Here is a 26,761-nt window from a genome sequence, read left to right as displayed (position 1 = left end):
GGGTCGGAACGTCAGTCGAACGTCTCGAGGAGCGTGCTCCGCTCCGCCTCCGTGAGGTTCGTGGCGACGAGCTTCCCGTGGGTGCCGTGGAACCGCTCGCCGACGCGGTCGAGGTCGCCGTCCTCGGTCACGACGAACAGCGCCGACGAGCCCGGCGTGACGCCCTCGCGGATTCGGGCGAGCTGGTCCTTGTCGATCCCCACGGCGGCCATCGCCTTCGTCGACGCGCCGATGGCGGCGCCGGCCGCCGCGCCCAGGACGGGGGCGAAGAAGAGCGAGCCGAGCAGCAGGCCCCAGAACGCGCCCCAGCCGGTGCCGCGCCACTCGTCCTGGTGGCCGTGGCGCGTCGTCGGCTTGGCCGCGCCCTCGGGCCAGGTGACGACGGCGGTGTCGATGATGCGGATCGCGTGCTCCGAGGCGGAGTCGTGCAGGATGCGGGACGCGGTGTCCGCGCCCTCGGGAGAGTCGAACTTCCAGACGGTGAACGTGGCCATGGCGCTTCTCCTTGTCAGCCGAGCAGCTTGGCCTTGGCGGCGGCGAACTCGGCGTCGCTCAGCACGCCCGAGGCGTGGAGCTGACCGAGCCGCTCGAGCTGGCCGAGCAGGTCGTCCTGCGGGGCCACCGCGGGGGCGGCCGACGCAGGCTGGGCGTACTGGGCGGCGGCCTGCTGGGCCGCCGCCTCGATGCGGGCCTGCTCCTGCGCGGCCTCGGCCTGCTGGGCCTCCCACGACTGCTGAGCACGGTTCGCCTGGTGGCGCTGGACGGCGCCCGCGGTCGCGGACGCGGTGCCCGCGATGACGGCGGTGCGGGCGGCGGTCCCGATGAGCCCGGGACGGCCGAAGCGACGGATGGGCATGTGGTTCTCCTCGTTCGGTGGCGGCGTCGGGTGCGCCGGCGGGCGAGCGGTGGGCGGGCGGCTCAGTCCTCGACGAGCGCGAGGTCGGCGACCTCGTTGACGACCTCGGCCGGGATGCGCTCGCTGAGCAGCACGACGCCGTCGGCCGCGCTGGTCGCGGCGATCACGCCGCGGGCCCACGTGTGCTCGACGACGAGGACGAGGGCCGACGTGCCCGGCGCGAGCCCGGCGGCGACGGCGTCGAGATCCTCCTCGCCCGCGAGGCCGGCGCCCGTGAGCTCGACGTCCGTGATCTCCAGCTCGTCGCCGAGGTCGGTCACCTCGATGACCTCGACGTCGCCGGCGTCGGAGCGCCGGACGACCGCGAGGTCGAGGAGCGTGACGGTGCCCTCGGCGAGCACCTCGAGGACGGAGGCCTGTACCCCCGCGGGGATGCGGTCCGTCGGGAAGGCGACCGCGACGATCTCGACCGGGCCGAAGGTGGACGTTGCCATGGACGGTGCTCCTGAGTCTGCGGTGGACGAGGGGATGCGAGAGCCGGGACGCGGGACGGGTCAGCGCGCTGCGCGCTCGGCCTCGTCGCCGTGGACCACGAGCGCCCACAGGACGAACACGTCGAGCACGATGGTGATCAGCGACCACCACGGGGTCACCTGGAGCGTCGTGAACTGGGCGATCGCGTTGAGGACGACCAGGACGATCGCGACCATGCGCGCCCAGCCCTTGCCCGAGAGCAGGGCGAAGCCGGTGAGGATCAGGAGCACCCCGATGACGAGGTGGATCCAGCCCCACGTCGAGACGTCGAGGACGACGATGCCCGCGTCCGTGACGCCGACGAGGCTGTTCGGGGAGAAGACGGCGACCAGCCCGCTGATCGCGTTGAAGAAGCCGATCGTCACGAGGACGATCCCCGCGAACCAGACCCAGCCGACCCATGCCGTGACCTGCGACGAGCGTGCCATGCGAGTCCTCCTGGAGAGCCGACCGTGGCCGGAGCGAGACGAGCGGACGAGCGTGCGCGTCGATCGTGGCACCGGTCACCAGGTTCGGCATCCGGAAGCGACGGCGCGCCCGCCGGGCCGCCCCACACCGACGCCGCTAGGTTCGGGGCATGACGACGCCGACCTCCGCCGAGGACCCGTGGTCGGACGTGCCGGACGCCGGCACGCGCCCCGTCCAGCACGACTCCCGCCGCCCGCCGCGCTGGGTCCCGCGCGCGCTCGCGATGGCCGTGGTCGCGGTCTTCGTCGGGATCTTCGCGTGGTACGCGCTGGGCCAGCTCAAGGCGCTCGGGGTCAACATCCTCATCGCGTTCTTCGTCGCGCTCGCCCTGGAGCCCATCGTCGTGTGGCTCGTGCGGCACGGCTGGCGCAGAGGCGCGGCGGCTGCCGTGGCCCTGCTCGGCTCGCTCGTCGCGATCCTCGTCGTCCTCGCGCTCTTCGGGAACCTGTTCGTCCAGCAGCTCGTCCAGCTCGTCCAGTCGCTCCCGGCCCTGTACGCGAGCGTCCAGGACTTCGTCGCGGACCGCTTCGACGTGGTGATCCCGGACTCGGACGACCTCATCAAGCAGGTCATCAACGACTTCGGGGACGACGTCGCCTCGGGCGCGCTCGTCGTCACCACGACCATCGTGGGCGGGATCTTCGCCTCGCTGACGATCATGCTCGTCACCTACTACCTGCTCGCGGCGGGACCCAAGTTCCGCGCGGCCGTGTGCCGCTGGCTCACGCCGAACCGCCAGGAGGAGGTCCTGCGGCTCTGGGAGATCACGCAGGTCAAGGTCTCCGACTTCATCAACTCGCGCATCGTCCTCGCCGCACTGTCGAGCGTCTTCACGTTCGTGTTCCTGGTCATCATCCAGACGCCCTACGCGCTCCCCCTCGCGGTGTTCACCGGCGTCGTCTCGCAGTTCGTCCCGACGATCGGCACGTACATCGGCGGCGCGCTGCCGGTCGCGGTCGCGCTCACGTCGCAGGGGCTGCCGCAGGCGCTCGGTGTCCTCGCGTTCATCATCGGGTACCAGCAGCTCGAGAACCTCTACTTCTCCCCCAAGGTCTCCGCCCGCGCGCTGGAGATGAACCCGGCGGTGAGCTTCGTCGTCGTGCTCGCCTTCGGCGCGGTGTTCGGTGCGCTGGGCGCCTTCCTCGCGCTACCCATCGCCGCGACGATCCAGGCGGTCGCGAACACGTACCTCCAGCGGCACGAGCTCATCGAGTCGCACATGCTGCACGACCCCGGCTCCGAGGGACACCATCCGCACGGCCGGGGCAAGCGGAGGGACGGCGACGGCGGCACCGCCCGGCGCCGTCGCAAGAACCGCGAGGCCGCCCTGGAGGCCGAGCGCACGGTCGACGAGCGGCGGGCCGAGGGCATCGACTGAGACGGGCCTCCCGCGCGGTCCTCCGCGGTCGACACGTCGTGGGGACGAGGAACGTCGGTCGATCCGGCCGCCGCTCGACGGGACGCGGTCAGAGCGCCGCGACGCCGTCGCCGAGCATCTTGGCGCCGATGACGAGCAGCAGGACGGCCATGATGACCGCGTTGTTGTGGATCATCCACGCCTTGAGCTCGTCGAGCATCGTGGCGGCGCGGGACCCCATGAACAGGTAGATGAAGACCGGCGTCGCGACGCCGACGCTCGCGACGAGCGCGAACACGACGGACGCGACCACCTGGGCGTTCGTGTCCGCGGGGGCGGCCGACGCGATCGCCGCCCCGCCCGAGACGACCAGGAGCAGGTTCTTCGGGTTGACCGCGCCGAGCAGGACCGCGAGCCCCGCGGCCTTCACGGGCGTGAACGCGTCGATCGCGGCCATCCACTTCGGCGCCGGCGGCTCGACCCCGGCGCGCGGACGGCCGCGCCACTGCTTGACCGCGAGGAGGAGCAGCAGGACGCCCAGGACGATCTTGAGGATCGCCGCCCACAGCGGCGGGCCCTCGTCGTCGGGCGTGGCGGCCCCGGCCAGCGTCGCGACGAGCAGCGTCACCGCCCCGACCGCGACGAACCACCCGACGAGGAACGCGAAGGCGTTCGTCTTCGCCCGCCCGCTCACGAGCATGAGCACGACCGCGACGATCGGCAGGGGGCTGATGAGCACACCCACCGCGACGGGGAGGGACTGACCGATCGCCGCACCCATGGGCGGCCTCCTTCGTGGTCCGGCCCCGGGACGGGACGGGAGGGACTGCGCGGACTACGGCACCGGTGCCGGGGCGTACGAGCGGGTGAGGTGCCCGACAGCGGTGCGCACCGCCGTCGGGCACCTCACCCGGGAGGACCGCTCAGGCGTTCTCGTCGAAGGCCGCGCGGAGCTTGGCCTCCTCGTCCGCGGAGAGGTTCGTCTGGATGAGCTCGCCGTGGATGCCCTCGGCCTGGAGCGCCTCGTGCACGCGGTCGATCACGGCGCCCGACGTCAGCGCGAACAGCGCCGACGTGCCCGGCGTGACCTTGCTGCGCACGGAGTCGATGAAGTCGTCGTCGATGCCGACGTCGGTCAGGGCACCGGCGATCGCGCCGGACGCCGCGCCGATGGCCGCGCCGAGCAGCGGGACGAAGAAGAGGAGGCCGAACAGCAGGCCCCAGAACGTGCCGCCGAGCGCCCCGACCGCCGTCGTGCTGGTGCCCTGCCGCGTCTTCGGCTTCTTCTTGCCCTCCTCCCAGGACACGATCGCCGCGTCCTGGACCTGGATGAGCTCCTGCTTCTGGAGCGCGAGCAGCGCGTCCTCAGCGCGCTGCGCGCCCTCGGGGGTGTCGAACTTCCACACGGTGAGCGTTGCCACGTCAGACCTCTCGTTCCGGTTCGTACGTTCGGCGGGAGCGCGACGCTGCGCCCCGGGACGCGTCGAACGTATCCCCGGGTGCCGGGTTGCGCGCGTCGAGCATCCGGCCCCGATCGACGCCCCGCGGGCGCCGGGGCTCCGGATGCAGCCCCGGCCCCACCGTGGTTCTCTTCCCGTGTGTCCGACGCGCCGGCTACCGCCCTCACGACGAGGCGCCTCCTGCGGTCCGTGGTCCCGGCACTCGTCGTCGGGGTCGTCAGCGCGCTCACGCTCCTCGCGCTCTCGGAGCTCGCCGGCTGGATCCAGCACCTGGTGTGGGACCGGCTGCCCGAGGCCTGGGGGGTCACGACGACGCGCACCTGGTGGACGGTCCTCGTGCTCACCCTCACCGGCGTGCTCGTGGGCGCCACCGTCCGCTGGGCACCGGGGCACGCCGGCGTCGACCCGGCCACCACGGAGCTCGTCTCCGCCCCGCTCCCGCTCCGGGCCCTGCCGGGCCTCGCGCTCGCGCTCGTCCTGGGCCTCGCCGGAGGGGTGAGCCTCGGTCCCGAGAACCCGATCATCGCCCTCAACGTCGCGCTCGCCGCGTGGTTCCTGTGCCGGCCGCGGTTCGGCGTCCCGGTCACGGGGGCGGTGGGGCTCGCGATGGCCGGCACCATCGGCGCGATGTTCGCGACGCCGGTCGCCGCCGCGCTCGTGCTCACCGAGAGCTTCGCGGAGCGCGGGGACCGGAGCGCCCCGCTGTTCGACCGGCTGTTCGCCCCCCTGGGGGCCGCCGGGGCGGGCGCCGTCACCATGACCGCGTTCGGCGCCCCGACGTTCGCGGTCTCCCTCCCGGACTACCCGGGCCCCGCCCTCGGAGACGTCCTGAGCACCGCGGTGATCGCCACCGTCGCGGCTCTGGTCACGCTCCTCGCGGTGCTCGCGTTCACCCCCGTGCACACCCTGTTCCACCGCTTCCGCAGCCCGGTGCTCGCGCTCGGGATCGGCGGGCTCGTGCTGGGCCTGCTCGGTGTCCTGGGCGGGCCGCTCACGCTCTTCAAGGGCCTCGAGGAGATGAAGGAGCTCGCCGACGAGGCCGACACCCTCGCCTGGTACGCAATCCTCCTCATGGCCGTCGTCAAGCTCGTCGCGCTCGTCGTCGCCGCGGGCGCCGGCTTCCGCGGGGGCCGCATCTTCCCGGCGGTCTTCGTCGGCGTGGCCCTGGGGCTCTCGGCCTCCGGGCTCGTCCCCGCGGTGCCACCCGCGGTCGCCGTCTCCGCCGGCGTGCTGGGAGCCGTCCTGGTGGTGGCCCGCGACGGCTGGCTCGCCCTGTTCATGGCGGCCGTGACCGTCGGCGACGTCCACCTGCTCCCGGTGCTGTGCGTGGCCGTCCTCCCGCTGTGGCTCGTCGTCCGCTCGATGCCCCCGTTGCGCGTCACGGTCCCCGACGGCAGGCCCGAGTTCGGCGCGCTCGCTCCGGTGCCCACCCCGACCGGTCCGGCCGGCCCCGCGGAGCGCTGAGCGTGACCGACGCCGACGCACCCACCGACGCCGGAGGCGCGGGCACCGACGACGGCCGCCTCCACGGGCGGGCCGGGCGGGGCGGGCAGGCCGGGCGGTCGGGTCGGCTGCGGCGCGCCGGGCGACCGACGCGCTCGGACGTCGTCTCCGGCATGGTCACAGGCCTGTTCTCCATCCCGGAGGGCATGGCCTACGCCTCGATCGCCGGCTTCAACCCGGTCGCCGGGCTCTACGCCGGTGTCGCACCCGCGATCGTCGGGTCGCTGACCGCGCGGACGGTCCTCATGATCACGACGCTCACGAGCGCGATCGCGCTCACCTCCCAGAGCGTCCTCGCGGCCGCCGGCCTGGACCCCACGGACCCCGCCAACGTCGCGACCCTCACGATCATGGTCGGCCTCGTCATGCTGGTGCTCGGCGCGCTGCGCCTCGGCGCCGTCATGAGCTTCGTCTCCAACGCCGTCATGGTGGGCTTCTCCACCGGGATCGCCCTCCAGATCATCACGGGCGTCCTCGAGGACGCGACGGGCTACGACCCGCAGGGCCACAACCGGCTCTACCAGCTCGGCGACTGGCTCGTCCACGTCACGTCGTGGGACCTCGCCTCCACGCTCGTCGCGGCCGGGACGATCCTCGTCTGGGCCGTGGCCCGGTCGGTCCGGCGCCTCGTCCCCGTCGCGCTCCTCGTCGCGATGGTCGCCGTCACCGTCGTCGTGGTCACGGCGGGGATCGACGTGCGCCAGGTCGCCGACATCGCCTCCATCCCGTCCGCGCTCCCCGGCCTGTCGCTCCCCGACGTGTCCGCGGCGCCCGCCCTCGTCGGCGGCGCGGTCGCCGTCGCGCTCGTCGGCCTGGCGCAGGCCGCGTCCATCGCGCCCTCGATGCCCAACCCCGACGGCTCCCGGTCGGACACGAACGCCGACTTCCGCTCGCAGGGGTGGGCGAACGTGGCCGGAGGCCTCTTCCAGGCCCTGCCGAGCGGCGGCTCGATGTCCCGGACGGGCGTCGCGGCCGAGGCGGGGGCACGGACGCGCTGGGCCGGCGTGGTCAGCGGGGTCTTCCTCGCACTCGTCGTGCTCCTGCTCGGCGGCCTGGCCGAGCTGATCCCGATGCCGGTGATCGGCGGGCTCATCCTCGTGGTGGGAGGCGAGCTCGTCTGGGGGAAGCGGCGGGAGATCCTCCTCGTGCTGCGGACGTCGCCCCTCTCGTCGCTCGCCATGGTCGTCACGTTCTTCGCGACGACGCAGGTCCCGCTCCAGCAGGCGATCGTCGTGGGCGCCGTCCTGTCCCTCCTCCTGTACTGCGTCCAGGCAGCGCGGCAGTCGCGCCTCGTCCTCCTGACGCGCGCGCCGGACGGTCGCTGGCGCACCTCGCGGGAGCTCCCGACCCGGCTGCGCTCCGGCGAGGTCACGGTCCTCGACTTCTCGGGGACGTCCTTCTTCGCAGCGCTCCCCCGGATCGAGGGCCAGTTCCCCGACGGCAGCGGCGCCGAGCGCGCCGTCCTCGTCCTGGTGCTGCGGACGCTGCCGGACATCCCCTCCTCCGCCGTCATGGAGCTCCTGCACCGGACCGCGAGACGCCTCGCCGCACAGGGGAACCGTCTCGTCCTCGTCGGCGTCACCCCGGCGATGCGCCAGCTCCTCGAACGGACGGGCACCGTGGCCGAGCTCGGCGAGGACGCCGTCGTCGACGCGACCCCGGAGGTCATGGGCGGGCTGGACGACGCGGTGGCCTCCGCCGAGCGGTGGGCGCGTGCCCCGCGCGACGACGCGGGAGGCTGATCCACCTGTTGCGATGCCCCGAACACTGCGGGAGCGTGATGCTGCCGCACGGTCGTGCGGCGTCGTCCTGATCACCCCCGACGGTTGGAGGACCGATGTCGTACACCCCGAAGGACGCCACCCCCGTGACCGCGACCGCCAACCGCGACGCGCGGGAACGGTACGCGCTCGACGACGTGGAGGACTTCGAGACGTCGCGACGGGGAAAGATCGCGGACATCCCCGGGGGGAAGGTCGTCCTCGACGACGGGACGGTGAGCCTGGACCTCGACGCGTTCGCGTTCCTCGACGACGACCACGCCCCGAACCCCGACACGGTCGAGCCGAGCCTCTGGCGCCAGTCCCAGGTGATCCGGGACGCCGGCCTGTACCGGGTCGTGGACGGGCTGTACCAGGTGCGCAACACCGACATCGCGGACGTCACCTTCGTCGAGGGTGACGACGGCGTCGTGGTGGTCGACTGCTCGTCGTCGGTCGAGGCCGCGCGGCAGGCGCTGGCCCTGCTGCGCGAGCACGTCACGGACAAGCCCGTGGTCGCGGTGATCTACACGCACACGCACATCGACCACTACGGCGGGGTCAAGGGCCTCGTGGACGAGGCGGACGTCGCCTCCGGAAAGATCCCGATCATCGCACCCGGGACGATCGCGAGCTTCGACAAGTACGCGATCGGCGAGAACGTCGTCGCGGGGAACGCCATGAGCCGGCGCGCCGGGTACGCCTTCGGCAGCCTCCTGGGCCACGGGACGCACCAGACCGTCACGAGCGGGATCGGCATCGGGACCGCGGACGGGCCCACGGTCTCCTACATCTCCCCGACCGACCCGATCACCGAGACCGGGCAGACCCGCACGATCGCGGGCCTCACCTTCGAGTTCCTCTACGCCCCGGACACGGAGGCGCCGGAGGAGATGCACATCTGGATCCCGGAGCTCAAGGCCCTGACGTGCGCGGAGAACGCCAACCACTCGCTGCACAACATCCAGACGCTGCGCGGCGCCCGCACGCGCGACGCCCGCAACTTCGCGCGCTACCTCGACGAGACGCTCGTGCGCTGGGGTGACCAGGTCGAGGTGCACTACGGGCCGCACACGTGGCCGGTGTGGGGCAACGCCGAGGTCGTCGCGTTCCTGGAGTCGCAGCGCGACACCTACAAGTACATCCACGACCAGGCCCTGCGGCTGGCCAACAAGGGGTACACGCCGCTCGAGGCCGCCGAGGTCGTCGCGCTGCCCGACGTGCTCGGCCGCAGGTGGTTCAACCGCGGGTACCACGGCACGCTGCACCACGACGTGCGCGCCGTCTTCACCAAGGAGCTCGGCACGTGGGACGGCGACCCCGTCTCCCTGCACCCGCACACGCCCGTCGACACCGCGAAGCGCTACGTCGACGCGTTCGGGCGCGACGCGATCCTCGCGGCGGGTCGTCGCGCGGTCGAGGCGGGCGACTACCGCTGGGCGGTCCAGGTGCTGCACCACCTCGTGTTCGCGGACCCCGACGACACCGAGGCCAAGGGCCTCCAGGCCGACGCCTACGAGCAGATGGGCTACCAGGCCGAGGGTCCGCAGTGGCGCGGGATCTTCCTCACCGCGGCGCGCGAGCTGCGCGACGGCATCCTGCCGGCGCGGTTCAGCACGGCCAGCCCGGACACGGTCGCCGCCATGCCGATCGACATCCTCTTCGACTACGCTGCCGTGCACGTCGTCGGGGAGAAGGCCGCCGAGGTGGACGTGCGGTTCGACGTCGACTTCACCGACCGCGACGAGACCTGGACCGTCTGGGTCCGCAACGGCGTGCTCCATGCCCGGCCCGGTGCGACGGACCAGGCGCCGCTCACCGTGCGCGCGCCCAAGACGCTGGCCGCCGCCGTGCTCCTCGAGCCCGCCGCAGCGTCCCGGCTCTCCGCGGCGGGCACGGTGACCCTCGACGGCGACGCGTCCGTGCTGGACGTCTACGCGTCGGTCCTGGACGAGTTCGACCCGAACTTCGCCATCGTCACGCCGTAGTCCCGAGCAGACCGCCTTCCGCCTCCACGCGGAGGCGGAAGGCTCCGCGGGGTACGTCCGGCACTCCCCGGGGGAGAAGTGGAGTACGGTCAGAGGGTCGAGTCTGGACCTGGCTCCTCATCCACCGGAGATCCGGAGGCCAGAATGTCCGTGGACGACCATGCCATCGAGCAAGCCCTCGCGCGCGGCGCGCACCAGCAGATCGGCCAGTACCGCCTGGACCTGAGCACCGGCGTGTGGTGGTGGTCGCCCGAGACGTACCGCCTGCACGGCTTCGAACCCGGCGACGTCGTGCCGACGACCACCCTCGTGCTCGCCCACAAGCACCCGGACGACCGCGAGCGGGTCCGGCAGGTCCTCGACGAGGCACGACTCTCCGGCGAGCCGTTCTCGAGCGTGCACCGGATCATGGACGCCCACGGCGGCGAACGCTTCCTCGTCGTCGTCGGCCAGGGCCGACGCGACCGCGAGACGGGCGAGGTCACCGAGCTCGTCGGGTACTTCGTGGACGTGACGCGGACCGTCACCGACAACGCGCAGGAGCGCGCACGGCACGACATCGCCGCCGCCGCGGAGACCCGCGGGACGATCGAGCAGGCCAAGGGCGTCGTCGTCGCCGCCTACGGCGTGCACCCCGACGAGGCGTTCGCCCGCCTCAAGCGCGCGTCCAACAACCGCAACGTGCCGCTACGCGAGCTCGCCCGGCTCGTCGTGCACGAGGGCGTGCGGGGCGGCCCCGACAGCGTCGAGCACGTCGACGCGCTGCTGCGGTAGCACGGACGGCCGGCCCTCGACCCGTCCGGGCCGGCCGTCGTGATCAGCCCTTGGCCGTGGCCTCGCGGATCCGCTTCTGCTCCTGGCGGCGGTCCCACCAGCGCGTGAGCACGAGCCAGCCGAGGAACCACCCGCCGAGCGCGCCGATCAGCCAGACGACGACCGTGACGCCGATCCACGTGGACGCGCCCGAGATCTCGAGCCCGTCCCCGATGAGCGTCGCGACCCACAGGGCCAGGAACGTCGACACGAGGCCGATCCCGCCCAGGATCGCCGAGGCGTACTTGCGCGCCACGTTGAACACGAACGGCGCGAGGATCGCCTGCGCCACCGCGAAGATCAGCACGGCGACGACGAAGCCCGAGGCGTGCACGGTGACGCCGTCGAACAGGGCCGAGGCGACGAGGAGGCCCACGGCGGCGAGGACCACGTTGATCGCAAAGCTCAGCAGGAAGCGGATCATGCGGTAACGGTCCCGCCCCTGGTCAGGTTCCGCAACCGCAGGCGCGGCCTGACCAGGGGACGGGTCAGGCGCGGCCCGCGGTCCGTGATCCGCGCCGCCGGGCGTCGGCCAGCAGCGCACCGGTACCCGTGAGCAGGATCGCGAGCACCGCGACCGCCCCGACGCTCGCACCGGTCGGCGGGAGGCTGCCCCCGCCGGTGGCGCGGAACGCGTTGGTCACGGTCGCGTCGACCTCGGCGCCGTCGCCCGTCGGGACGGTGAACGCGTCGGACGTCGGCGTCGTGTCGTCAGGGTCGACGGTCACGTCGGTCCCCGCGACGGCGAGCGTCACGGCCTCGGCGTCGCCCGCGTCGGTCTCGGCGAGCGTGCACTCGGCCCCCTGCGGGACCAGCTCGTAGACGGCGGTCCAGTCGTCGTCGGCCGAGAGCGTGCGTTCGGCGCCGCCCGGGACCACGACGTCCGTCGTGACGCCGTCGACGTCCCACGTGCACGCGAGCGTGACGACGAACTCGTCGCCGCGGTGCTGCGACGCGCCCGGCCCGGCGAGCCTCTTCGTCACGACGACCTGCCCGACGTCGAACGTGTTCGTCACCGTCACCTGGGCGGGGTCAGGACCGATGGTGGCCGCACCGGGCTCGCCGCCCTCGACCGACGCGGAGATCGTCGTCGAGGCGGCCCCGCCCGTCGCCGTCTCCGTGACGACGCACTCCGCGCCGACGGGCAGGCCGTCGTAGACGGCGACCTCGCCCCCGGAGATCGTGCGCTCGGCGCCACCAGGCACCTCGATGGCCTCGCCCAGGAACGTGCAGGCGGCGCTCACGGTGAACGGCCCGGAGCCGAACGCCTCGGCGCCGTCGCCGGCCACGACCTTCTCGACCTCGAGCGACCCGGCGTCGTAGGTGTTGGTCACGACCGCCTCGACCGGGTCGAGAGCGCTCGACGTCCCCGTGACGACCACCGGGTTCGGCGCGTAGGCCACCCCGGTCGCGCCGCCGGTCTCCGTCTCCGTGACGGTGCAGGTGTCGCCGTCCTGGAGCCCGAAGTAGAGCGCGGGGAACCCGGGCCCGAACCGCCGGTCGGGGCCGCCAGGGATGAAGGTCACCGGCGCGCCCTGGGACGTCGTGCACTCCAACGTCACCGCGTAGGGGAGCTCGTCGAACGGTACCGCCGCCAGGTACTCCTCGAGCTGCTCCAGGAGCTCCAGCAGCGTCTCCGGGTCGACGGGGCCGTCGGGCACCTCGGGCAGCGGCGGCAGGTCCGGCATCGGAGGCGCGAAGCCCGCGGCGTCACCGTCGACGACCTTCCGCACGACGAGCGGTGCCGTGGTGAACGTGTTCTCCACGGCGACGGTCACGGTCGTGGGCTCGCCGCCGTCTGCGGGCGGGACGACGATGCCCTCGACGCTCGTGCCGTCGACGGGCTCACCGCCGTCGACCGTGATCTGCGTCGACGAGGCACCGAAGTCGTCCGACTCGGTGAGCGAGCACACCGAGCCGACCGGCAGGCCGTCGTACACGACGCTCGCGCCGCCGTCGACCTCGCGGACCGCGCCCCCCGGGATGGTCAGGGCCACGTCCTCGTAGACGCACTCGAGCGTGAACGCGAACGGCCCGGGGCCGTAGAGCGCGCCGAGCCCGGCGAGCTCCTTGTCGACCTGGATCGAGCCGACGTCGAACGTGTTGGTGATGACGACGCTCGCGACGTCGCCGCTGCCGACCGTGATGGTCTCGGGGACGACGACGGACCCCGTGGCGCCGGCGTCGTCGACCTCCTCGACGTCGCAGACCGCGCCCGTCGGCAGGTTCGCGATCTGCGCGCCCAACGGCCCTGGGCCGCCGAGCACGACCTGGCTGTCGTAGACCGTGCGCGGCTCGCCCGGCCCGTCGCCGTCGTCGTCGTACGTGCACACGACGGTGATCGTGAACGGGCCCTGCCCGTATGCGGGCCCGCCCGCGCCGTCCACGACCTTCTGCAGGCCGATCGCGCCCACGTCGTAGGTGTTGGTCAGCGTGACGTCGTTGGTGCTCAGGCCGGCCACGTCCCCGACGAGCCCGAGCTCCGTCGCCGGGCCGTCGGTGGTCACGGGGTGCCCCGGCAGGCCCTGGTCGACGGTGATCGTCACCGACGACGCGTTCCCCGTCCCGGTCTCGGTGACGGTGCACTGCGAGCCGACGGGCAGCTCGTCGAGCTCGACGGTCTCGCCGTCCTCGATCGTGAGCACCATCGGGTCGTCGGGGCCGTAGCCCGCGGCGTAGACGGGCTCGCCCAGGAACGTGCACTCGACCGTCACCTCGAACGGGCCGAAAGGCACCGGTGTGCCGTCCTGGTCGACCGCGGCGGTGACGACCTCCTTGTCGATGACGAGGCTGGCCCAGTCGTACCAGTTCACGGCCTCGATGACGACCGGCGCCTCCGGGTCCTCGCTGTCGATCGTCACCGTCTGCGGGGCCAGGACGAGGCGCGTCTGCCCGTCGCTGCCGTCCTCCGTGACCGTGCACACCGCCCCGTACGGGAGGTCCGGCACGACCGTCGGGGTGCCCGGCGTCACGGTGATCGGGATCGGGTCCAGCACCGTCTCCACCCACGTCCCCACGGCGGACGTGCACTCGACCGTCATGGCGAACGAGTCGGGAGCGTACTCGGCCGCGTCGCCCGCGACAGCCTTGTTCACCTGGAGCGAGCCCGCCGCCGTCGCGACGCCGACCTTCGTGCCCTCGGTGGAGACCATGTTGAACCGGGTGCCGCTCGGCGTCACCCCGACGCCGTTCGCGGCGGCCGAGTTCCAGGCGATGGAGCGCGGCCCGGCGTCGGGCACCTCGGCGGGCGTGGTCGTCGTGCCGTCGAGGGCGATGAACTGGCCCGGCTGGAACGGGAAGTCCGGGTCCATCTCGACGACGGCCTTGAGTGCGGTGATCTGCGCGTACGTCTCGTCGCTGGTGTCAGCCGTGAGCTGCGCCCAGCCCCCTGCCGCCGGGTCGTCGGAGCACGTCGGCTCGTCGATCGGGGACGCCAGGTCGTCCGCGCAGTAGTCGTCGACGAGGGTGTAGTAGAACGTCGTCGTGCTGCCCTGCGGAGCGTTGACGAGCTGCGGCGGGGTCGCAGGGTCGAGGATCGGCTCCCACTGCGACCCGCGCTCGGAGCTCGACCGGGGGTCGGACGCGGTGTCGCCAGGCCGCGGGAGCCGGTCGTAGACGACGACCGTGTCGATCGGCAGGTTGCCGACGTTGTCCACACGGATACGCCAGGTCTCGTTGTGCCCCGGGGCGATCACGGGTGTGCAGGGGTAGGCGTAGAAGCCGTCGGCGCCGAGCGGCAGGCACTCCGCGGGCGGGTTCGGCGCGGCGGGGTCGACGATCACGTCGAGCTCGTCGTCGGCCGTCGCCTTGACGTACTTCGACTCCGAGAGCACCGCCGACGGGATCGGGGTGACGTCGGCGTCCGCCTGGCACTGCCCGGTCTCGTCGTCGAGCCGGCTCACACAGCTGTCCCACGGCCTGTCGCCGGTGACACCGGCGGTGTTGTTCACGACGGTGTTCGCCGCCAGCCCCACGCGGAACTGCACCTGGACGGTGATGGTGTACACCTGCCCGACCTCGAGCACCGTCCCCTCGGGGAACGTGAACGTCAGACCGAACAGGTTGCCGTCCTGATCCACCGTGACGTCGTCCGGGTCGGTGGGCATCTGCGGTCCGTTGGGTCGGCCCGGCGGCGGCGGCAGCGCGGGGTCACGGTCCTCCGGCTCCGTGAGCGCGTAGCCGAACGGCTCGTCCACGTCGGCCAGCCGCAGCTGCGGCCCGTCGGGGTCGCTCGGCATCGGGTCGTCCACGATCACCGGGTCGACGATCGGCCGGTTCCCCGTGTTCGTCACCGTGATGTTCATGGGGATCACCGCGTTGGGCTCCTGGGTGCCGCCCGACGGCACGCCCGCGAAGTCCTTGACGATCTGCACGCCGTTCTCGGTGTGCTGGTAGGTGACGACCGCCTGCGCGTCGGCGTCGGCGCTCACCGGGATCGGGTTCTCCGGGTCGTCCGGGTTGAAGACGAGGTCGGCGCCCGTCACCGTCGACGTCACGTCGTTGGTCGCGAGGCCCGGCGCGGTCTCGCCCGGCGCAGGGTCGTTCTGCGCGAGGTCGCTCGGCACCGGGGTGCCTGGGTCGGAGCGCAACGTGTCGCGTACCTGGATCTCGAGGTTCACCGCCTGGACCGGGTTGGCCGGGTTCTCCCAGATCGCGCCGTCCGCCCGCGTGAACGTGAACCGCAGACCGGTGACCGTCGACGGGTCGGTGACGCCGTCCGGGAGGGCGAAGGTCGCCGACGGCTCCCCGTCGTTCCACGTGCAGTCGGCGAACGCGTCGCTCGCCTCGTCGTAGGTGCCGCCCACGCAGGCGTCGACCTGCACCTGGTCGATCGGCGCGGTCAGGACCGACGCGTCGAACCCGACCAGGTCGTACTGGTTCCAGAAGCTGCCGTCCACGTCGGTGAGCACCATCTCGACCGCACGCGACGGGCCCGTCGGCTGGCCGGTGATGGTCAGCGTCGAGGTCGGGTTCTCCTCGGCGTCCGAACCCGGCTCGACGATCGTGGCGGGGTCGAACGACTTGGTCTGCACCAGGGAGATCGCGGCGTCCTGCAGCTCCATGTCGGCGGTGTCCCACGCCTGCGGGACGTCCGCGGTCGTCCCGCCGGGATCGACGACCTCCGCGCCGGCGCTGTTGGGCACCGGCGAGTAGTCGGCGACGGTGATCCGCGCCGAGGTGTCGTACCGGTCGAACTCGCGCAGGAGGAGCGTGAGGTCGAGGGTGCCGGTCGCCTCGGAGTCCACCCTGCCGTCGAACGAGACGTCGATGCCGGTCACGTCCGCCAGGTCCGCCGCCGAGAGGCCCTCGGCACCCGCCTCGTCGTAGGTGTCCGTGCTCGTCGCCGCCCCGTCCCACCTCGTGAGGACGACCGTCGTCGTCTCGGTGCCGCTCGGCGGCGTGATGTCGACGGCGGTGAGGGTGAACGCGTCGAAGGGCGACGTCCCGGGGTCGGTGACGGGATCGAGGACGCCGTCCGGGTTGGCGGACGACGGCTCCGTGATCCGCAACGTGTCCACCCGGGCGGCGGAGCTGTTGGTCGCCGTGATCACCGCGTGCGTGGACGGGTAGGCGTCGTCGGGAGTGCCGTCCGGAGGGACCGAGAGCGGTCCGCCGGTCCAGTCCTTGACGATCCCCACGTTGATCGGCGTGTCGATGATCAGCACGTCGTCGTCGTCGGTGTCGGTGCGCTCCGTGCCTTGGAACGTGGCCGTGCCGCGCGCGGTGTCGTTCACGAGACCGGGGTTGTCCTCCCCCCGGTTGTATACCGTGCCGTTGGTGCTGCCGAGGGCCGGTCCGCCGCTGCGGCGGTCGTCACGGAGCCGGAACGTGAGGTCGAGGTGGCGGCCGTCCGCCTGTGTCGAGCGCGCCACGCCCGATCCGGCCGCGGGCTGCGTCGGGTCCGCCGGGAACTCTTCGCGCGTCGGGGACTCCGTGTAGGTGAGCCGCACCGAGGTGGCGTTCGCGCGCTCGTCGTCCGTCAGCGTGTACCCCGGGAACGACGTGTTGCACGGCGCGGCGACGCTGCACGGGTCGTTCTCGGCGTCGACCCACCCCCCGTCGATGAACAGGTCGACGCCGGTGACCGCGTCGTAGACCATGAGCGGGTCCACGGAGGGGTCGATGGCCTCCACCCGGACCAGGTCGAACGCGTCGTAGAACGACCCCTCGATCGCCGGATCGCCCGCGGCGACCGGGTCGGCGATGTCGCTGATCACCATCGGGTCCACGCCCTCGAACCCGTTGGTCGACCACGTGATCTGCGCGGTGATCTCGTCCTGCGTCCGAGCCCGCACCGTGTAGGGCTGGCCCGTCTGCCCCTCCGGTGCCAGGAAGTCCTTCGCGATGAAGTCCAGGTCGCCCGGGTCGGTCGGCACCGGGAACGGGTCCACGGTGGCGCAGCCCTCCGCCGGGTCGGTCGGCGCGACCGAGCCCGACGAGGCGCTGGAGGCGCCGCAGTTCGCGATCGGGTCGTCGGCGTCCTCCGGGCCGGTGTAGGCCGCGGTGAAGTTCGGCTGGAAGCTCGTCCCGGGCGGGAAGCCGCCGTCCGAGTGGTAGGCGAACTGGACACCCTGGGCCCCGTCCGGCAGGTCGCAGTTGACGGTGGTCGCGCCGGTGAACGTGCCGCAGTCGGGGTCGGTGACCCACTCGCTACCGTCCCAGTAGCTGATCGTCAGCGTCGCGCCGGCCGGCACGTCCGTCGACCGCACGCTCGTCGCCTCGAAGTCGTCCCAGAACGCCTCGGGGTCGCTCGGGTCCGTCGGGTCCTGGACGACGACGTCGTTGGCGTCCGTGGTCGAACCGTCCGGGCCGAACGGCAGCAGCTGGGTGGGCAGCTGCACGATGACGCTCTGCCCCGGCAGCGCCGGGATGGTGGACGGCGAGATCGACTTCGTCGTCACGGTCGCGAGCCGGTCGGTCAGCGTGACGAGCGACGCGTCGGCCGTCCCCGAGTCGTTGGGGATCGTCGCCGTGATCTGGTTCGGGTGGGTGACGTCCTCCTCTCCCTGGTCCGGGTCGGTGTCCGCCTGGAACGGGATCGACGCCTCCGCGCCGGTGACGATGGCCCCCGTGAACTCCACGGAGAACCCCACGACGTCACAGCCGGCCGGAGGATCGGGCAGGGTGTTCACCGCCTCGGCCTCGAGCGTCACCGGCGAGCCGTCGGAGCACGTGTAGGTGACGCTCGCGGCGTCGGCGTTCGCCGGCCACTGGACGACGCCGGGGTCGTCGGCCGTGCCCCAGCCCGTGAACGTCAGCGGGTCGTCGCCCTCGAACGGGCTGGGCGTGCCCGGCGACGGCTCGGTGATCGTCAGGGACGTCGTCGGGTCGCCGTCGTTCGTCGCCCCGATCGTCACCGTGGTCGGGTCGCCCGCGGACACGACGGCCGGGTCGAAGCTCTTGGTCGGCGTGACCGAGTTGTTCGGCGGCGTGACGACGTAGGTGTCGCTCGCATCCACCGGGTCCGTCTGCTCTTCCCCGTGGATCACGTTCGACGACGTGGTGTTGGTGATCGTGGTCGGTTCGGTGATCTCGGTGACGGCGTCGGTCTGCTCGACGTCGAACGGGATGCTCGCCGAGGCGTCGATCGCGATCGCGCCGTCGAACTGCACCGTGAAGCCCTCGACCACGCAGTCGGCGGGCGGGTCGGGCAGCGTGTTCGGCGTCGTGCTGGTACCCGACGGCGTCGACCCGTCGGCGCACGTGAACGTCACGTCCGCCGACGTCGCGCCCTCGGGCCACGACACGTCGCCCCAGCCCGTGAAGGCGAGGTAGGTGAACGGGTTCGGGTCCGTGCCCGGCGTCGGCTCGGTGAGGACGAGGGAGTCCACCGCGTCGTTCGACGTGTTGGTGCCGCCGATGGTCATCGTCGCCGGCGTCCCTGGGCTCGCGATGGCGCCGGGCGGCTCGATCGTCTTGGTCGTCTCCGAGTCGAGGACGAGCGGGACGACGATGTCGACCGTGTCGGACGCCGACTGCGCCGGCGCGTTGTCGGAGACGACGGTCGCGGTGTTCGTGTACGTCGCGCCGTTCTCGCTGTACGGGATGTCCGCGGGCACCTGCGCCGTGATGAGGACCTGCGCCTGCTGGCCGTTGTTCACGTTGTCCGCGGTGAACGTGACGGTGTCGGTGTCGGTGTTCGCGTCCACGGCCGGGTTCCCGGTCCCCGCTCCGGCGCTCTGGATCACCGCGCTGACGAGCTCGAGGTTCTCGGGCAGCGGGTCGGTCATCGACACCGGCGCGCACGGGTCGGCGTTGGGGTCCGAGCACGAGATGGTGACGGCCCACTGGACGTTCTGGCCGGGCTGGTACGGGCCCGTGCTGATCTCCGTCTTGTTGATCTGCCAGTCCGCGGCCGCCGCCGGCAGCGCGGGCACGAGCGCGAGCGGCAGTGCCAGGAGGACGCTGCCCCCGGTGGCCCAGGCGCGGCGGAGTCTCCTCGACCTCCGTTCGGCCCGCCCCCGTGCACCCCGCGTCGTGCCGCCCGTCGTCTGCCCGTTCGCCATGCCGTCGCCCTCCGGTCACGCCGCGCCCCTGGCGCGCGCCGGCGCACGCCTCGTGGTCACGACCCTGACACAGCGCCTCGGGTTCGTCGCGGCGAACCGGGACGCGCACGGGGGAACGACGACGCCCGCGCCACCGCCCCTCGGGCTGCGGCGCGGGCGTCGGCCGACTCAGGGGGTGACGATCGCGAAGTTCTTGTCGCCGGGGTCGAGCACGGCGGCGAGCCGTCCGAGGACCGAGGCGTCACCGGAGAGCTCGATGCCCGCCTGCGCGAGCCCTTCAGCGGTGAGCGGGCCGGTGGCAAGGGCCGGGAGGGCACGCTTGGTCGTGGTGAGCGTGACGTCGGCGTCGCCCTTCTGCGCCGCCGCGCTGTAGGTGAGGACGCCGTTGGCGAGCCGGAGGCGGTAACGCTCGTCGACGTCGGTGAGCGCGACGTCGATCGAGAGCTTCTCGTCCCACGCCTTCGGGCCGTTCACCGTGATGGCGATGGCGTCGAACAGCATCGCCGGCGTGAGCTGACCGATGACGTCGGGGGCCGTCGTCTCGGTCGGGGTGCCGAACTGGCCGTCGCGCAGCTCGGCCGCGCCCGACAGGTAGAAGTCACGCCACGTGCCGTTCTCCGAGCCGTAGCCGAGCTGCTCGTACGTGTCGGCGAGCACCTCGCGTGCGTCCGCGTGGTCCGGCTCGGCGAACACGGCGTGGTTGGCGACCTCCGCGGCCCAGCGGTAGTCGCCGGCGTCGAAGGCCTCGCGGGCGTTCGCAACGAGGGCGTCCACGCCTCCGGCGAGCTTCGCGTAACGCTTGGCGCGCTCGACGGGGACGTGCTCCCACAGGTGGGCAGGGTTGCCGTCGAACCAGCCGAGGTAGCGCTGGTAGATCGCCTTGACGTTGTGGCTCACCGAGCCGTAGTAGCCGCGCGTGCTCCAGGCGTTCTCGAGGGCGGGCGGCAGGACCATCTCCTCCGCGATCTCGGGTCCCGTGAGCCCCTTGTTGAGCAGCCGCAGCGTCTGGTCGTGCAGGTAGCCGTACAGGTCGCGCTGGAGGGAGAGGAACTCCACCACGCGCTCGCGGCCCCACGTCGGCCAGTGGTGGGAAGCGAAGACGACCTCGACGTCGTCACCCCACAGGTCGATCGTCTCGGTGAGGTAGTTCGACCACGCCTTCGGGTCGCGCACGACGGCGCCGCGCAGCGTCAGCAGGTTGTGCAGGTTGTGCGTCGCGTCCTCGGCAGCGCACAGCGCCTTGAAGTCCGGCAGGTAGATGAGCATCTCCGAAGGGGCCTCAGTCCCCGGTGCCATCTGGAACACCATGCGGACGCCGTCGACGACCTCCTCGTGCCCCGTCGTCGTGACGAGGTCCGTCGGGGCGATGAGCGAGACCAGACCGATCGACAGCGTCTGACCGAGGCCCGCGCCGACGCCGCCCTGCGGACCTCGCGCGAGCGCGGCACCGTACATGTACCCGGCGCGGCGGTTCATCGCCGTGCCGGCGTACACGTTCTCGGACACCGCGTGCTCGATGAACCCCTCCGGCGCGAAGATCTTCACCGCTCCGGCGTCGACCTCCTCCTGCGAGACGAAGCCCTTCACCCCGCCGAAGTGGTCCGCGTGCGAGTGCGTGTACACGATCGCCTTGATCGGTCGGTCACCACGGTGCTCGCGGTACAGCGCGAGCGCAGCCGCCCCGGTCTCGGCCGAGAGCAGCGTGTCGATCACGACGACGCCCTCGTCCCCCTCGATGAAGGACGTGTTCGACAGATCCATCCCGCGCACCTGGTAGATGCCCGGGACGACCTCGAACAGCCCCTGCGTCGTGTTCAGCTGCGACACGCGCCACAGGCTCGGGTTCACCGTGTCGGGCGCCTCCCCCTGCAGGAAGCCGTACGTGTCGTTGTCCCACAGGACCGTCCCGTCGTCGGCGGTCACGGCGTTCGGCGTGCGACTGGCGATCAGGCCACGGGTCGTGTCGTCGAAGTCCTGGGTGTCCGAGAAGGGGAGCTTCTGGAGGAGGGCGGAGTTCTGCGCGACGATCGCGGGCGTCGCTGGCTTGGGAGTCGACATGGTTCGGAGCATGTCAGCGCGGTCCGAGGGCCGCATCCGGAACGTCGCGCCCGCTGACCGGTCGACACGCCCTGCCGTGGGACCCGTCCGGAGCGCGCGACGAGCCCTCAGTCCGCGGGGTCGACGCGCTCACCGACGGTGTGGACGACGACGACGTGCGGGTCCCAGGGGACGAGCTCGTCCACCTGCTCCTGGAGCGTCGCGACGTCGGGCAGGCTCCCGGGGCTGCGCACCTCGACGACGAGGTCCTGCCCCTCCCACCGCACGGAGTCGACGGACGCGTGGTCCGTCCCGGACAGCCACTCCTCCGCGGCGGCGCGCGTCTGACCGAGCCAGACGTCGGCGAGCGCCGCCTGCACGGTGTTCGCCGCCATGGGGACGGCGACGACGAGGACCGCGACGAGCGCGACGACCACGGCGACGCGACGACGCGGCGCGGGTGCGCCGGAACGCGCCGCGCGCGCCTCCCCGAGGTACCCCGCACCGGAGAAGACGACGGTCGCGGCGACGACGAGCGCGACGGCGTTCGAGACGAAGAGCAGCAGCGCGCCGGCGGCCAGCGCGGGCTGCCCCTCTCCCAGGCTGACCCCGACGACGCCGAGCGGCGGGACGAGGGAGATCGCGATGGCGATGCCCGGCAGCACGTCGCCCAGGTCGCGACGTGCGAGCGCGATCGCCCCGGCGAACCCGGTCGCGAACGCCGCGGCCAGGTCGCCGACGCCGGGCGACGTCCGGCCGGTCACCTGGGAGTTGGACAGGACGTCGGTGGTCGCAGGGAGCACGAGGGTCACGAGCATCCCGATCGCGACGACGAGGGCGAGGCCGCCGACGACGTACGCCGCGGACCGTCCGACCTTGGCCGGCTCGCCGGCGACGACGCCCAGCCCGATCCCGAGGATCGGCGTCGACAGCGGCGCGATGATCATCGCGCCGATGACGGTCGCCGTGGAGTCGGTGACGACGCCCGCGACAGCGATCACGCCCGAGAGCACGAGCATGGTCCAGAACGCGGACCGCTTGGCCCGCACGTCGCCGACGTCGAGGTCGAGCCGGTCGGCGACGTCGGCGAGCGGACGGCGCTGGGCGGCGGGGACGAGGAGCCGGAGGACCCGGCCCGGCGGAGCGGGGGCCGTCGCCGTGGTCGGGTCGGTGACCGCTCCGTGTCGGTCGCCGTCCGAGGGCACCGTCATGCCGCCTCCCGCGCTCGGCCGGTGACCGGCTCACCGGGCGACCTGACGCTATGGTCGCGGGCCGCGGGGTGCCACCGGAGCGTCGCGGGGATCTGCCCGGGAGGTCGGGACACCTGCCCCTGGGGCCCGGGACGCCGCCCGGTCGAGCCTGCGGGGACCGCTGCGGCACGTGGCGGGCCCCGGCCGCGGGATGGGCGGCCCGAACGGAAGGTCGTCCCATGCAGGACAGCTCGCTCACCGCCCCGTCGCCGCTCGCCGGCGACCCGACCCGCCGCTCGCGCGGCACGACGCCCCGCGCGTGGGCCTGGACCGGCGTCGTCGCCGGGGTCCTGGGCCTGGTCTCGATCCAGTCCTCGATGGCGCTCGGCGTGAACTGGGAGGAGACCGCGGGCGACGCCGACGCGATCGTCGCCGACCTCGCGGGCCGCACGGGAACCCAGATCGTGTTCCACACCGCGACGATCGCGTGCGCGCTGCTCGTGCTCGTGTTCGCCGCGGGCCTCAAGCGCCGGCTCGACGCGCAGGCGCCCGCCGGTTCGCTCCTGCCGACCGTCGCGGGCTGGGGCCTCGTGCTCGTCTCGGTCGCCGGGCTGCTCGGTTCGGGCCTGGACACGCAGTTCCTCTTCGGCCTCGGCGACACGGCGCTCATCGTCCCCGAGTCGGGCGCGTTCTACAGCGACTGGGTCGCGACGATCCCCTGGCTGTGGGTCGGCGCGGGCGTCGCGGGCGTCGCGCTCGGCGTCGCCGCCCTGCGGCACGCGGCCGCGCCGCGCTGGATCGGCGTCGTCGGGTTCGTGCTCGGCGGGCTCGCGCTCCTCACGGGCGTGTCGCCGCTGCAGTACATGGCGGGCTTCGTCGGGCCGATCTGGCTCCTCGTCACCGCGCTCGGCTTCGCGCTCGGGGACCGGCGCTGAGCGCGACGCGCGAGATCGGCAGCACGCGGCGAGATCGGCACGTCCGGTCGAGGTCGGCGGTCCGGACCGCCGACCTCGGCACGGACCGCCGATCTCGCCGTCGGCCGCGGCCGGGTGATCTCCCGCCGGGGCCCTTCTCGCCGCGCGTGCCGCGGCCCTACCGTGGGCCCGTGGCCGACCCCGGGCCCGGCCGCGCCGGGATGCCCCGCACGGGCTGGACGATCGGCGTCCTCGCCTGGGTGCTCGGCGTGTCCGCGCTCGCGCTCCAGCTCACGTCCGGGGTGCCGCTGCTGCTCGGCGACCTGCTGTTCGTCGTCGTCGACGCGACCGTCGCCCTCGTCTACGGGACCGTCGCCGCCGTGATCCTCGTGCGGCGGCCGCACGTCGTCGGGTGGCTCGTCGCGCTCGCCGGCATCGGCGGCGGGGTCGCCGCCCTGGGCGGCGCGTGGCGCAGCTACGCGTCGACCCACCCCGGCCTGCCGCCGCTGACGCCGCTCGCGGACGCCTACGGGTGGGCGTGGGTCCCCGGGACGGTCGGGCTGTTCGTCCTCGTCCCGTGGTTCGTGCGCGGCGGGCGGCTCGGCGCGGGCGCGTGGTGCGGCGTCGCGGGCGGCGTCGCGTCCATCGCGTTCTTCTTCCTCGCCCCCACGGACGACCCGCGCCCCGCGATCGTCGGCGTCGTCGTCATGGGGCTCGTCACGGCCACCGCCACCGCGTGGCGCTGGCGCCGCGGGCCGGTCGAGGAACGCCGCGGCCTGGGTCTGCTCGCCCTCGGGACCGCGCTCATGGCGCTGTCGTTCCTCCCGCTGCTCGGGACGTGGGCCAGCCCCGACGCGCTCCTCGCGCTCCCCCTCACGCACCTCGCGTGCCAGGCGCTCTTCCCCGCCGCGATCCTCGTGTGCGTGCTGCGCAACCGGCTGTGGGGCATCGACCTCGTGCTGTCGCGCGCGACCGTCGCCGCCATGCTCGCCGTGGGCCTCGCCGTCGTCTACGCCGTGGTCGTCGTGCTCGCGACGACGGTCGTCGACGGCCCCGCCGCACAGGTCCTCGCCGCGGTCGGCGTGGCGCTCGCCGTGCAGCCCCTGCACGCGTGGCTGCGGCACCGGGTCCGCACGCTCGTCTACGGGGAGGGCAACGACCCGGGCCGCGCCGCGCTGAGCGTCGGCAGGCACCTGTCGTCGGCGTCGACCGCCGACGACCTCGTCGTGAGCCTCGCCGTCGGCGTGCGCGAGGCGCTGCGCCTCGAGAGCGTGACGATCGAGCGCGCCCCGGACCACCCGGCGGAGTCCGGCGCCGCCGAGGACCTGCCCGGCCTGGCCTGGGCCGGGCCGACGTCCCGCGCGACCGGGCAGACGGCCTCGCTCCCCGTGACGCACGGCGGGCGGGTGCTCGGCCGCGTCCACGTCGTCGCCCGGGCCGGCGAGCGGCTCGACGCGCGCACCCGGGACGCGCTCGACCAGCTCCTCCCCGTGCTCGGCGCCGGACTCGCGCTCGCCCAGGGCGCGCGCGAGCTCGAGGAGGCGCGCGACGCGACGACCCGCGCGCGTCTCGCCGAGCGGCGCGTGATCCGCCGGGAGCTGCACGACGGCGTCGGGCCGTGGCTCGTCGGCCTGCGCCTGGGCCTCCAGGGCGCACGGAACACGCTCGAGACCGACCCGGCCGCGGCCGCCGCCGTGCTCGACGCGCTCGGCGCCGAGGTGGCGCAGCGCGTCGAGGACGTCCGCGCGCTCTCCCGCAGCCTCCTGCCGCCGTCGCTCGACGAGCACGGGCTGGAGGTCGCGCTCGGGGAGCTCGCGGGCCGTCAGGCGCTCGGCGGGTTCGTCGTGGACGTGCGCTGCGACCCGTGCGACGGCCTCGACCCACGCGTCGCCGCGGCCGCCTATGCGATCGCGAGCGAGAGCGTCGTCAACGCGGCGCGGCACTCCGGCGCCGGGGAGTGCCGCCTGACCGTCCGGCTCGGCGACGGCTGCGTCGTCCTCACGTGCGAGGACGACGGGCGCGGCATCGCGCCCGACGCGACCCGCGGCGTCGGCTCCCGGTCGCTGCGCGAGCGCGCCGACGAGCTCGGCGGGCGGCTCGAGGTCGCCGCCGTGCGGGCAGACGGCGAGCGCCCGGGCACGCGCGTGCGCGCGACCCTCCCGCTCGTCCCGGCCGGGGCGCTCGCGCGGGAGGGCGCGTCGTGATCCGGGTCGCGGTCGTGGACGACCATCCCGTGTTCCGGCTCGGGATGGCGGCGTTGCTGGACTCGTTCGACGGCGTCGGCGTCGTCGGGCAGGCGGCGTCCGCCGCCGAGGCGCGCACCCTGCTCGGGCTGGACCCGGGCGCGGAGACCGCGCCCGGGGCGGTGCCCGACGTCGTGCTCATGGACCTCGACCTCGGGGACGGTTCGGGCGTGGACGTGACGCGCGACCTCGTGCGGGCCGACCCGGCCGCGCGCGTGCTCGTCGTGACGATGCACGAGGACGACGACGCCGTCGTCGCGGCCGTCCGCGCCGGGGCGCGCGGGTTCCTCGTGAAGTCCGCGAGCCCCGCCGAGGTCGAGCGCGCCGTCCACGCGGTCGCCGACGGCGCGATGATCCTGTCCCCGCCCGTCGCCGACCGGGCCATGGCGTACGTCGTGGGCGGGCGCACCGCCGCGCGCGTGCCGTTCCCGCAGCTCACCGACCGCGAGCGCGAGGTGCTCGACCTCGTCGCCGCCGGGCTCGACAACGCCTCCATCTCGCGCCGCCTCGTGCTCAGCCCCAAGACCGTGCGCAACCACGTCGCGAACGTGCTCGCCAAGCTCGCGGTCCGCGACCGCTCCGCCGCGATCGTCCGAGCCCGCGAGGAGGGCCTCGGCGCCGCGAGGTAGAACCGTGGTCACGCGAGGTAGAACCCTGGTTGCGCGAGGTAGAGCCCTGGTTCGGAAGGCCCGGCGCTCTCAGGCGTCGTCGTCCTGGATGACCGACAGCACGTTCCCGGCCGGGTCCGTGAACCACGCGATGAGCGGGCCGCCGCCGCGGAACACGAAGTCGTCGTCCGTCTCGACCGGGGTCCCCGCGTACTTCTCGAACACGACGCCGCGCTCGCGCAGGGCCGCGACGGTGCCGGGGACGTCGTCGACCGGGAAGTTGAGGACGGTGAACGACGCGGGCTCGTGGGCGTCGCCCTTGGGGTAGACGAGCACGCCCGAGTCGCCGGTCACCCGGAGCCACAGCAGGTCGTCGCCCTCGACGGTGAGCCCGAGCCGGTCACCGTAGAACTGCCGCGCCGCCTCGACGTCGTCGACCGAGAACCCGCTGAACGCCTTGCCGAGCATGTCTCCTCCTGGGGTCGCGCGGGCCGGCGGCCCGCTCTCCCCAGGGTCGACCGGT

At 73.2% G+C, this 26,761-nt stretch carries 19 protein-coding genes; 8 read left to right on the top strand and 11 right to left on the bottom strand.

Annotation, left to right across the window (positions count from 1 at the left end; genetic code table 11):
- Positions 1 to 11: 11 nt before the first annotated feature.
- The 4 genes from FB00_RS04695 to FB00_RS04680 form a co-directional block, all read right to left on the bottom strand.
- Positions 12 to 494, bottom strand: a complete 483-nt coding sequence (locus FB00_RS04695) for a DUF1269 domain-containing protein (RefSeq protein ID WP_047231745.1) — start codon at positions 492 to 494, stop codon at positions 12 to 14.
- A gap of 14 nt (positions 495 to 508) precedes the next feature.
- Positions 509 to 856, bottom strand: coding sequence for an SHOCT domain-containing protein (locus tag FB00_RS04690; RefSeq protein WP_047231744.1), 348 nt, complete (start codon positions 854 to 856; stop codon positions 509 to 511).
- 62 nt (positions 857 to 918) lie between these two features.
- Positions 919 to 1,350: a DUF6325 family protein gene (locus tag FB00_RS04685; protein ID WP_047231743.1), complete on the bottom strand. Its 432-nt coding sequence runs from the start codon at positions 1,348 to 1,350 to the stop codon at positions 919 to 921.
- 60 nt (positions 1,351 to 1,410) lie between these two features.
- On the bottom strand, positions 1,411 to 1,818 hold the full coding sequence (locus FB00_RS04680) for a DUF7144 family membrane protein (protein WP_047231742.1): 408 nt from the start codon (positions 1,816 to 1,818) through the stop codon (positions 1,411 to 1,413).
- Positions 1,819 to 1,967: 149 nt separating this feature from the next.
- Between FB00_RS04680 and FB00_RS04675 the strand changes: the two genes are divergently transcribed.
- Positions 1,968 to 3,236 (top strand): AI-2E family transporter, encoded by a 1,269-nt coding sequence (locus FB00_RS04675; protein ID WP_231581720.1) that lies wholly within the window; start codon positions 1,968 to 1,970, stop codon positions 3,234 to 3,236.
- An 88-nt stretch (positions 3,237 to 3,324) separates the two neighbouring features.
- Here the strand turns inward: FB00_RS04675 and FB00_RS04670 are convergent, their stop codons facing one another.
- Both FB00_RS04670 and FB00_RS04665 read right to left on the bottom strand, forming a co-directional pair.
- Positions 3,325 to 3,996 carry a GAP family protein gene (locus FB00_RS04670; RefSeq protein WP_047231741.1) on the bottom strand — a complete coding sequence of 224 codons (672 nt, stop codon included), beginning with the start codon at positions 3,994 to 3,996 and terminating at the stop codon, positions 3,325 to 3,327.
- 142 nt (positions 3,997 to 4,138) lie between these two features.
- The gene (locus tag FB00_RS04665) at positions 4,139 to 4,636 is read right to left on the bottom strand and encodes a DUF1269 domain-containing protein (protein ID WP_047231740.1); all 498 of its coding nucleotides are present in this window, start codon (positions 4,634 to 4,636) and stop codon (positions 4,139 to 4,141) included.
- Positions 4,637 to 4,813: 177 nt separating this feature from the next.
- On the opposite strand from FB00_RS04665, the gene FB00_RS04660 reads away from it, so the two are divergent.
- The 4 genes from FB00_RS04660 to FB00_RS04645 all read left to right on the top strand — a co-directional run bounded on the left by FB00_RS04660 (position 4,814) and on the right by FB00_RS04645 (position 10,700).
- The gene (locus FB00_RS04660; protein WP_047231739.1) at positions 4,814 to 6,139 is read left to right on the top strand and encodes an ion channel protein; all 1,326 of its coding nucleotides are present in this window, start codon (positions 4,814 to 4,816) and stop codon (positions 6,137 to 6,139) included.
- Positions 6,140 to 6,141: 2 nt separating this feature from the next.
- Entirely contained in the window at positions 6,142 to 7,920 is a 1,779-nt protein-coding gene (locus FB00_RS04655) for a SulP family inorganic anion transporter (RefSeq protein ID WP_197088751.1), read from the top strand.
- A gap of 95 nt (positions 7,921 to 8,015) precedes the next feature.
- Complete coding sequence (locus tag FB00_RS04650) at positions 8,016 to 9,926, top strand: alkyl/aryl-sulfatase (protein ID WP_047231738.1); 1,911 nt, start codon at positions 8,016 to 8,018, stop codon at positions 9,924 to 9,926.
- Between the two features lie 144 nt (positions 9,927 to 10,070).
- The gene (locus FB00_RS04645) at positions 10,071 to 10,700 is read left to right on the top strand and encodes a PAS and ANTAR domain-containing protein (RefSeq protein WP_047231737.1); all 630 of its coding nucleotides are present in this window, start codon (positions 10,071 to 10,073) and stop codon (positions 10,698 to 10,700) included.
- Positions 10,701 to 10,743: 43 nt separating this feature from the next.
- On the opposite strand, the gene FB00_RS04640 is transcribed toward FB00_RS04645, so the two are convergent.
- The 4 genes from FB00_RS04640 to FB00_RS04625 all read right to left on the bottom strand — a co-directional run bounded on the left by FB00_RS04640 (position 10,744) and on the right by FB00_RS04625 (position 22,494).
- A complete protein-coding gene (locus FB00_RS04640; protein WP_047231736.1) occupies positions 10,744 to 11,163 on the bottom strand; it encodes a phage holin family protein in 420 nt (139 codons plus the stop codon).
- Between the two features lie 64 nt (positions 11,164 to 11,227).
- Complete coding sequence (locus tag FB00_RS04635; RefSeq protein ID WP_156186301.1) at positions 11,228 to 19,117, bottom strand: DUF5979 domain-containing protein; 7,890 nt, start codon at positions 19,115 to 19,117, stop codon at positions 11,228 to 11,230.
- Between the two features lie 297 nt (positions 19,118 to 19,414).
- A complete protein-coding gene (locus tag FB00_RS04630) occupies positions 19,415 to 21,304 on the bottom strand; it encodes an alkyl/aryl-sulfatase (RefSeq protein ID WP_197088750.1) in 1,890 nt (629 codons plus the stop codon).
- Positions 21,305 to 21,411: 107 nt separating this feature from the next.
- Positions 21,412 to 22,494: a DUF389 domain-containing protein gene (locus FB00_RS04625; RefSeq protein ID WP_082140997.1), complete on the bottom strand. Its 1,083-nt coding sequence runs from the start codon at positions 22,492 to 22,494 to the stop codon at positions 21,412 to 21,414.
- A gap of 218 nt (positions 22,495 to 22,712) precedes the next feature.
- On the opposite strand from FB00_RS04625, the gene FB00_RS04620 reads away from it, so the two are divergent.
- The 3 genes from FB00_RS04620 to FB00_RS04610 all read left to right on the top strand — a co-directional run bounded on the left by FB00_RS04620 (position 22,713) and on the right by FB00_RS04610 (position 26,259).
- Positions 22,713 to 23,408, top strand: a complete 696-nt coding sequence (locus tag FB00_RS04620) for a hypothetical protein (protein ID WP_047231734.1) — start codon at positions 22,713 to 22,715, stop codon at positions 23,406 to 23,408.
- A 170-nt stretch (positions 23,409 to 23,578) separates the two neighbouring features.
- On the top strand, positions 23,579 to 25,591 hold the full coding sequence (locus FB00_RS04615) for a sensor histidine kinase (RefSeq protein ID WP_197088749.1): 2,013 nt from the start codon (positions 23,579 to 23,581) through the stop codon (positions 25,589 to 25,591).
- Entirely contained in the window at positions 25,588 to 26,259 is a 672-nt protein-coding gene (locus FB00_RS04610) for a response regulator transcription factor (RefSeq protein ID WP_047231733.1), read from the top strand. Before FB00_RS04615 ends, FB00_RS04610 begins: the two co-directional genes overlap by 4 nt.
- Before the next feature lie 69 nt (positions 26,260 to 26,328).
- Here the strand turns inward: FB00_RS04610 and FB00_RS04605 are convergent, their stop codons facing one another.
- Positions 26,329 to 26,706 (bottom strand): VOC family protein, encoded by a 378-nt coding sequence (locus FB00_RS04605; protein ID WP_047231732.1) that lies wholly within the window; start codon positions 26,704 to 26,706, stop codon positions 26,329 to 26,331.
- Positions 26,707 to 26,761: the final 55 nt, after the last annotated feature.

Source organism: Cellulosimicrobium funkei, assembly GCF_001019615.1.
In the GTDB taxonomy this organism is placed as follows: Bacteria; Actinomycetota; Actinomycetes; order Actinomycetales; family Cellulomonadaceae; genus Cellulosimicrobium; species Cellulosimicrobium cellulans_E.
Note: the sequence above shows the minus strand (reverse complement) of the source record. Positions and strands in the feature narration are given on the sequence as shown.

What these genes read in the sequence shown, in the direction of transcription:
- FB00_RS04695 (WP_047231745.1), bottom strand. Translation starts at nt 494, where the DNA reads ATGGCCACGTTCACCGTCTGGAAGTTCGACTCTCCCGAGGGCGCGGAC.
- FB00_RS04690 (WP_047231744.1), bottom strand. Translation starts at nt 856, where the DNA reads ATGCCCATCCGTCGCTTCGGCCGTCCCGGGCTCATCGGGACCGCCGCC.
- FB00_RS04685 (WP_047231743.1), bottom strand. Translation starts at nt 1,350, where the DNA reads ATGGCAACGTCCACCTTCGGCCCGGTCGAGATCGTCGCGGTCGCCTTC.
- FB00_RS04680 (WP_047231742.1), bottom strand. Translation starts at nt 1,818, where the DNA reads ATGGCACGCTCGTCGCAGGTCACGGCATGGGTCGGCTGGGTCTGGTTC.
- FB00_RS04675 (WP_231581720.1), top strand. Translation starts at nt 1,968, where the DNA reads ATGACGACGCCGACCTCCGCCGAGGACCCGTGGTCGGACGTGCCGGAC.
- FB00_RS04670 (WP_047231741.1), bottom strand. Translation starts at nt 3,996, where the DNA reads ATGGGTGCGGCGATCGGTCAGTCCCTCCCCGTCGCGGTGGGTGTGCTC.
- FB00_RS04650 (WP_047231738.1), top strand. Translation starts at nt 8,016, where the DNA reads ATGTCGTACACCCCGAAGGACGCCACCCCCGTGACCGCGACCGCCAAC.
- FB00_RS04645 (WP_047231737.1), top strand. Translation starts at nt 10,071, where the DNA reads ATGTCCGTGGACGACCATGCCATCGAGCAAGCCCTCGCGCGCGGCGCG.
- FB00_RS04640 (WP_047231736.1), bottom strand. Translation starts at nt 11,163, where the DNA reads ATGATCCGCTTCCTGCTGAGCTTTGCGATCAACGTGGTCCTCGCCGCC.
- FB00_RS04630 (WP_197088750.1), bottom strand. Translation starts at nt 21,304, where the DNA reads ATGTCGACTCCCAAGCCAGCGACGCCCGCGATCGTCGCGCAGAACTCC.
- FB00_RS04625 (WP_082140997.1), bottom strand. Translation starts at nt 22,494, where the DNA reads ATGACGGTGCCCTCGGACGGCGACCGACACGGAGCGGTCACCGACCCG.
- FB00_RS04620 (WP_047231734.1), top strand. Translation starts at nt 22,713, where the DNA reads ATGCAGGACAGCTCGCTCACCGCCCCGTCGCCGCTCGCCGGCGACCCG.
- FB00_RS04605 (WP_047231732.1), bottom strand. Translation starts at nt 26,706, where the DNA reads ATGCTCGGCAAGGCGTTCAGCGGGTTCTCGGTCGACGACGTCGAGGCG.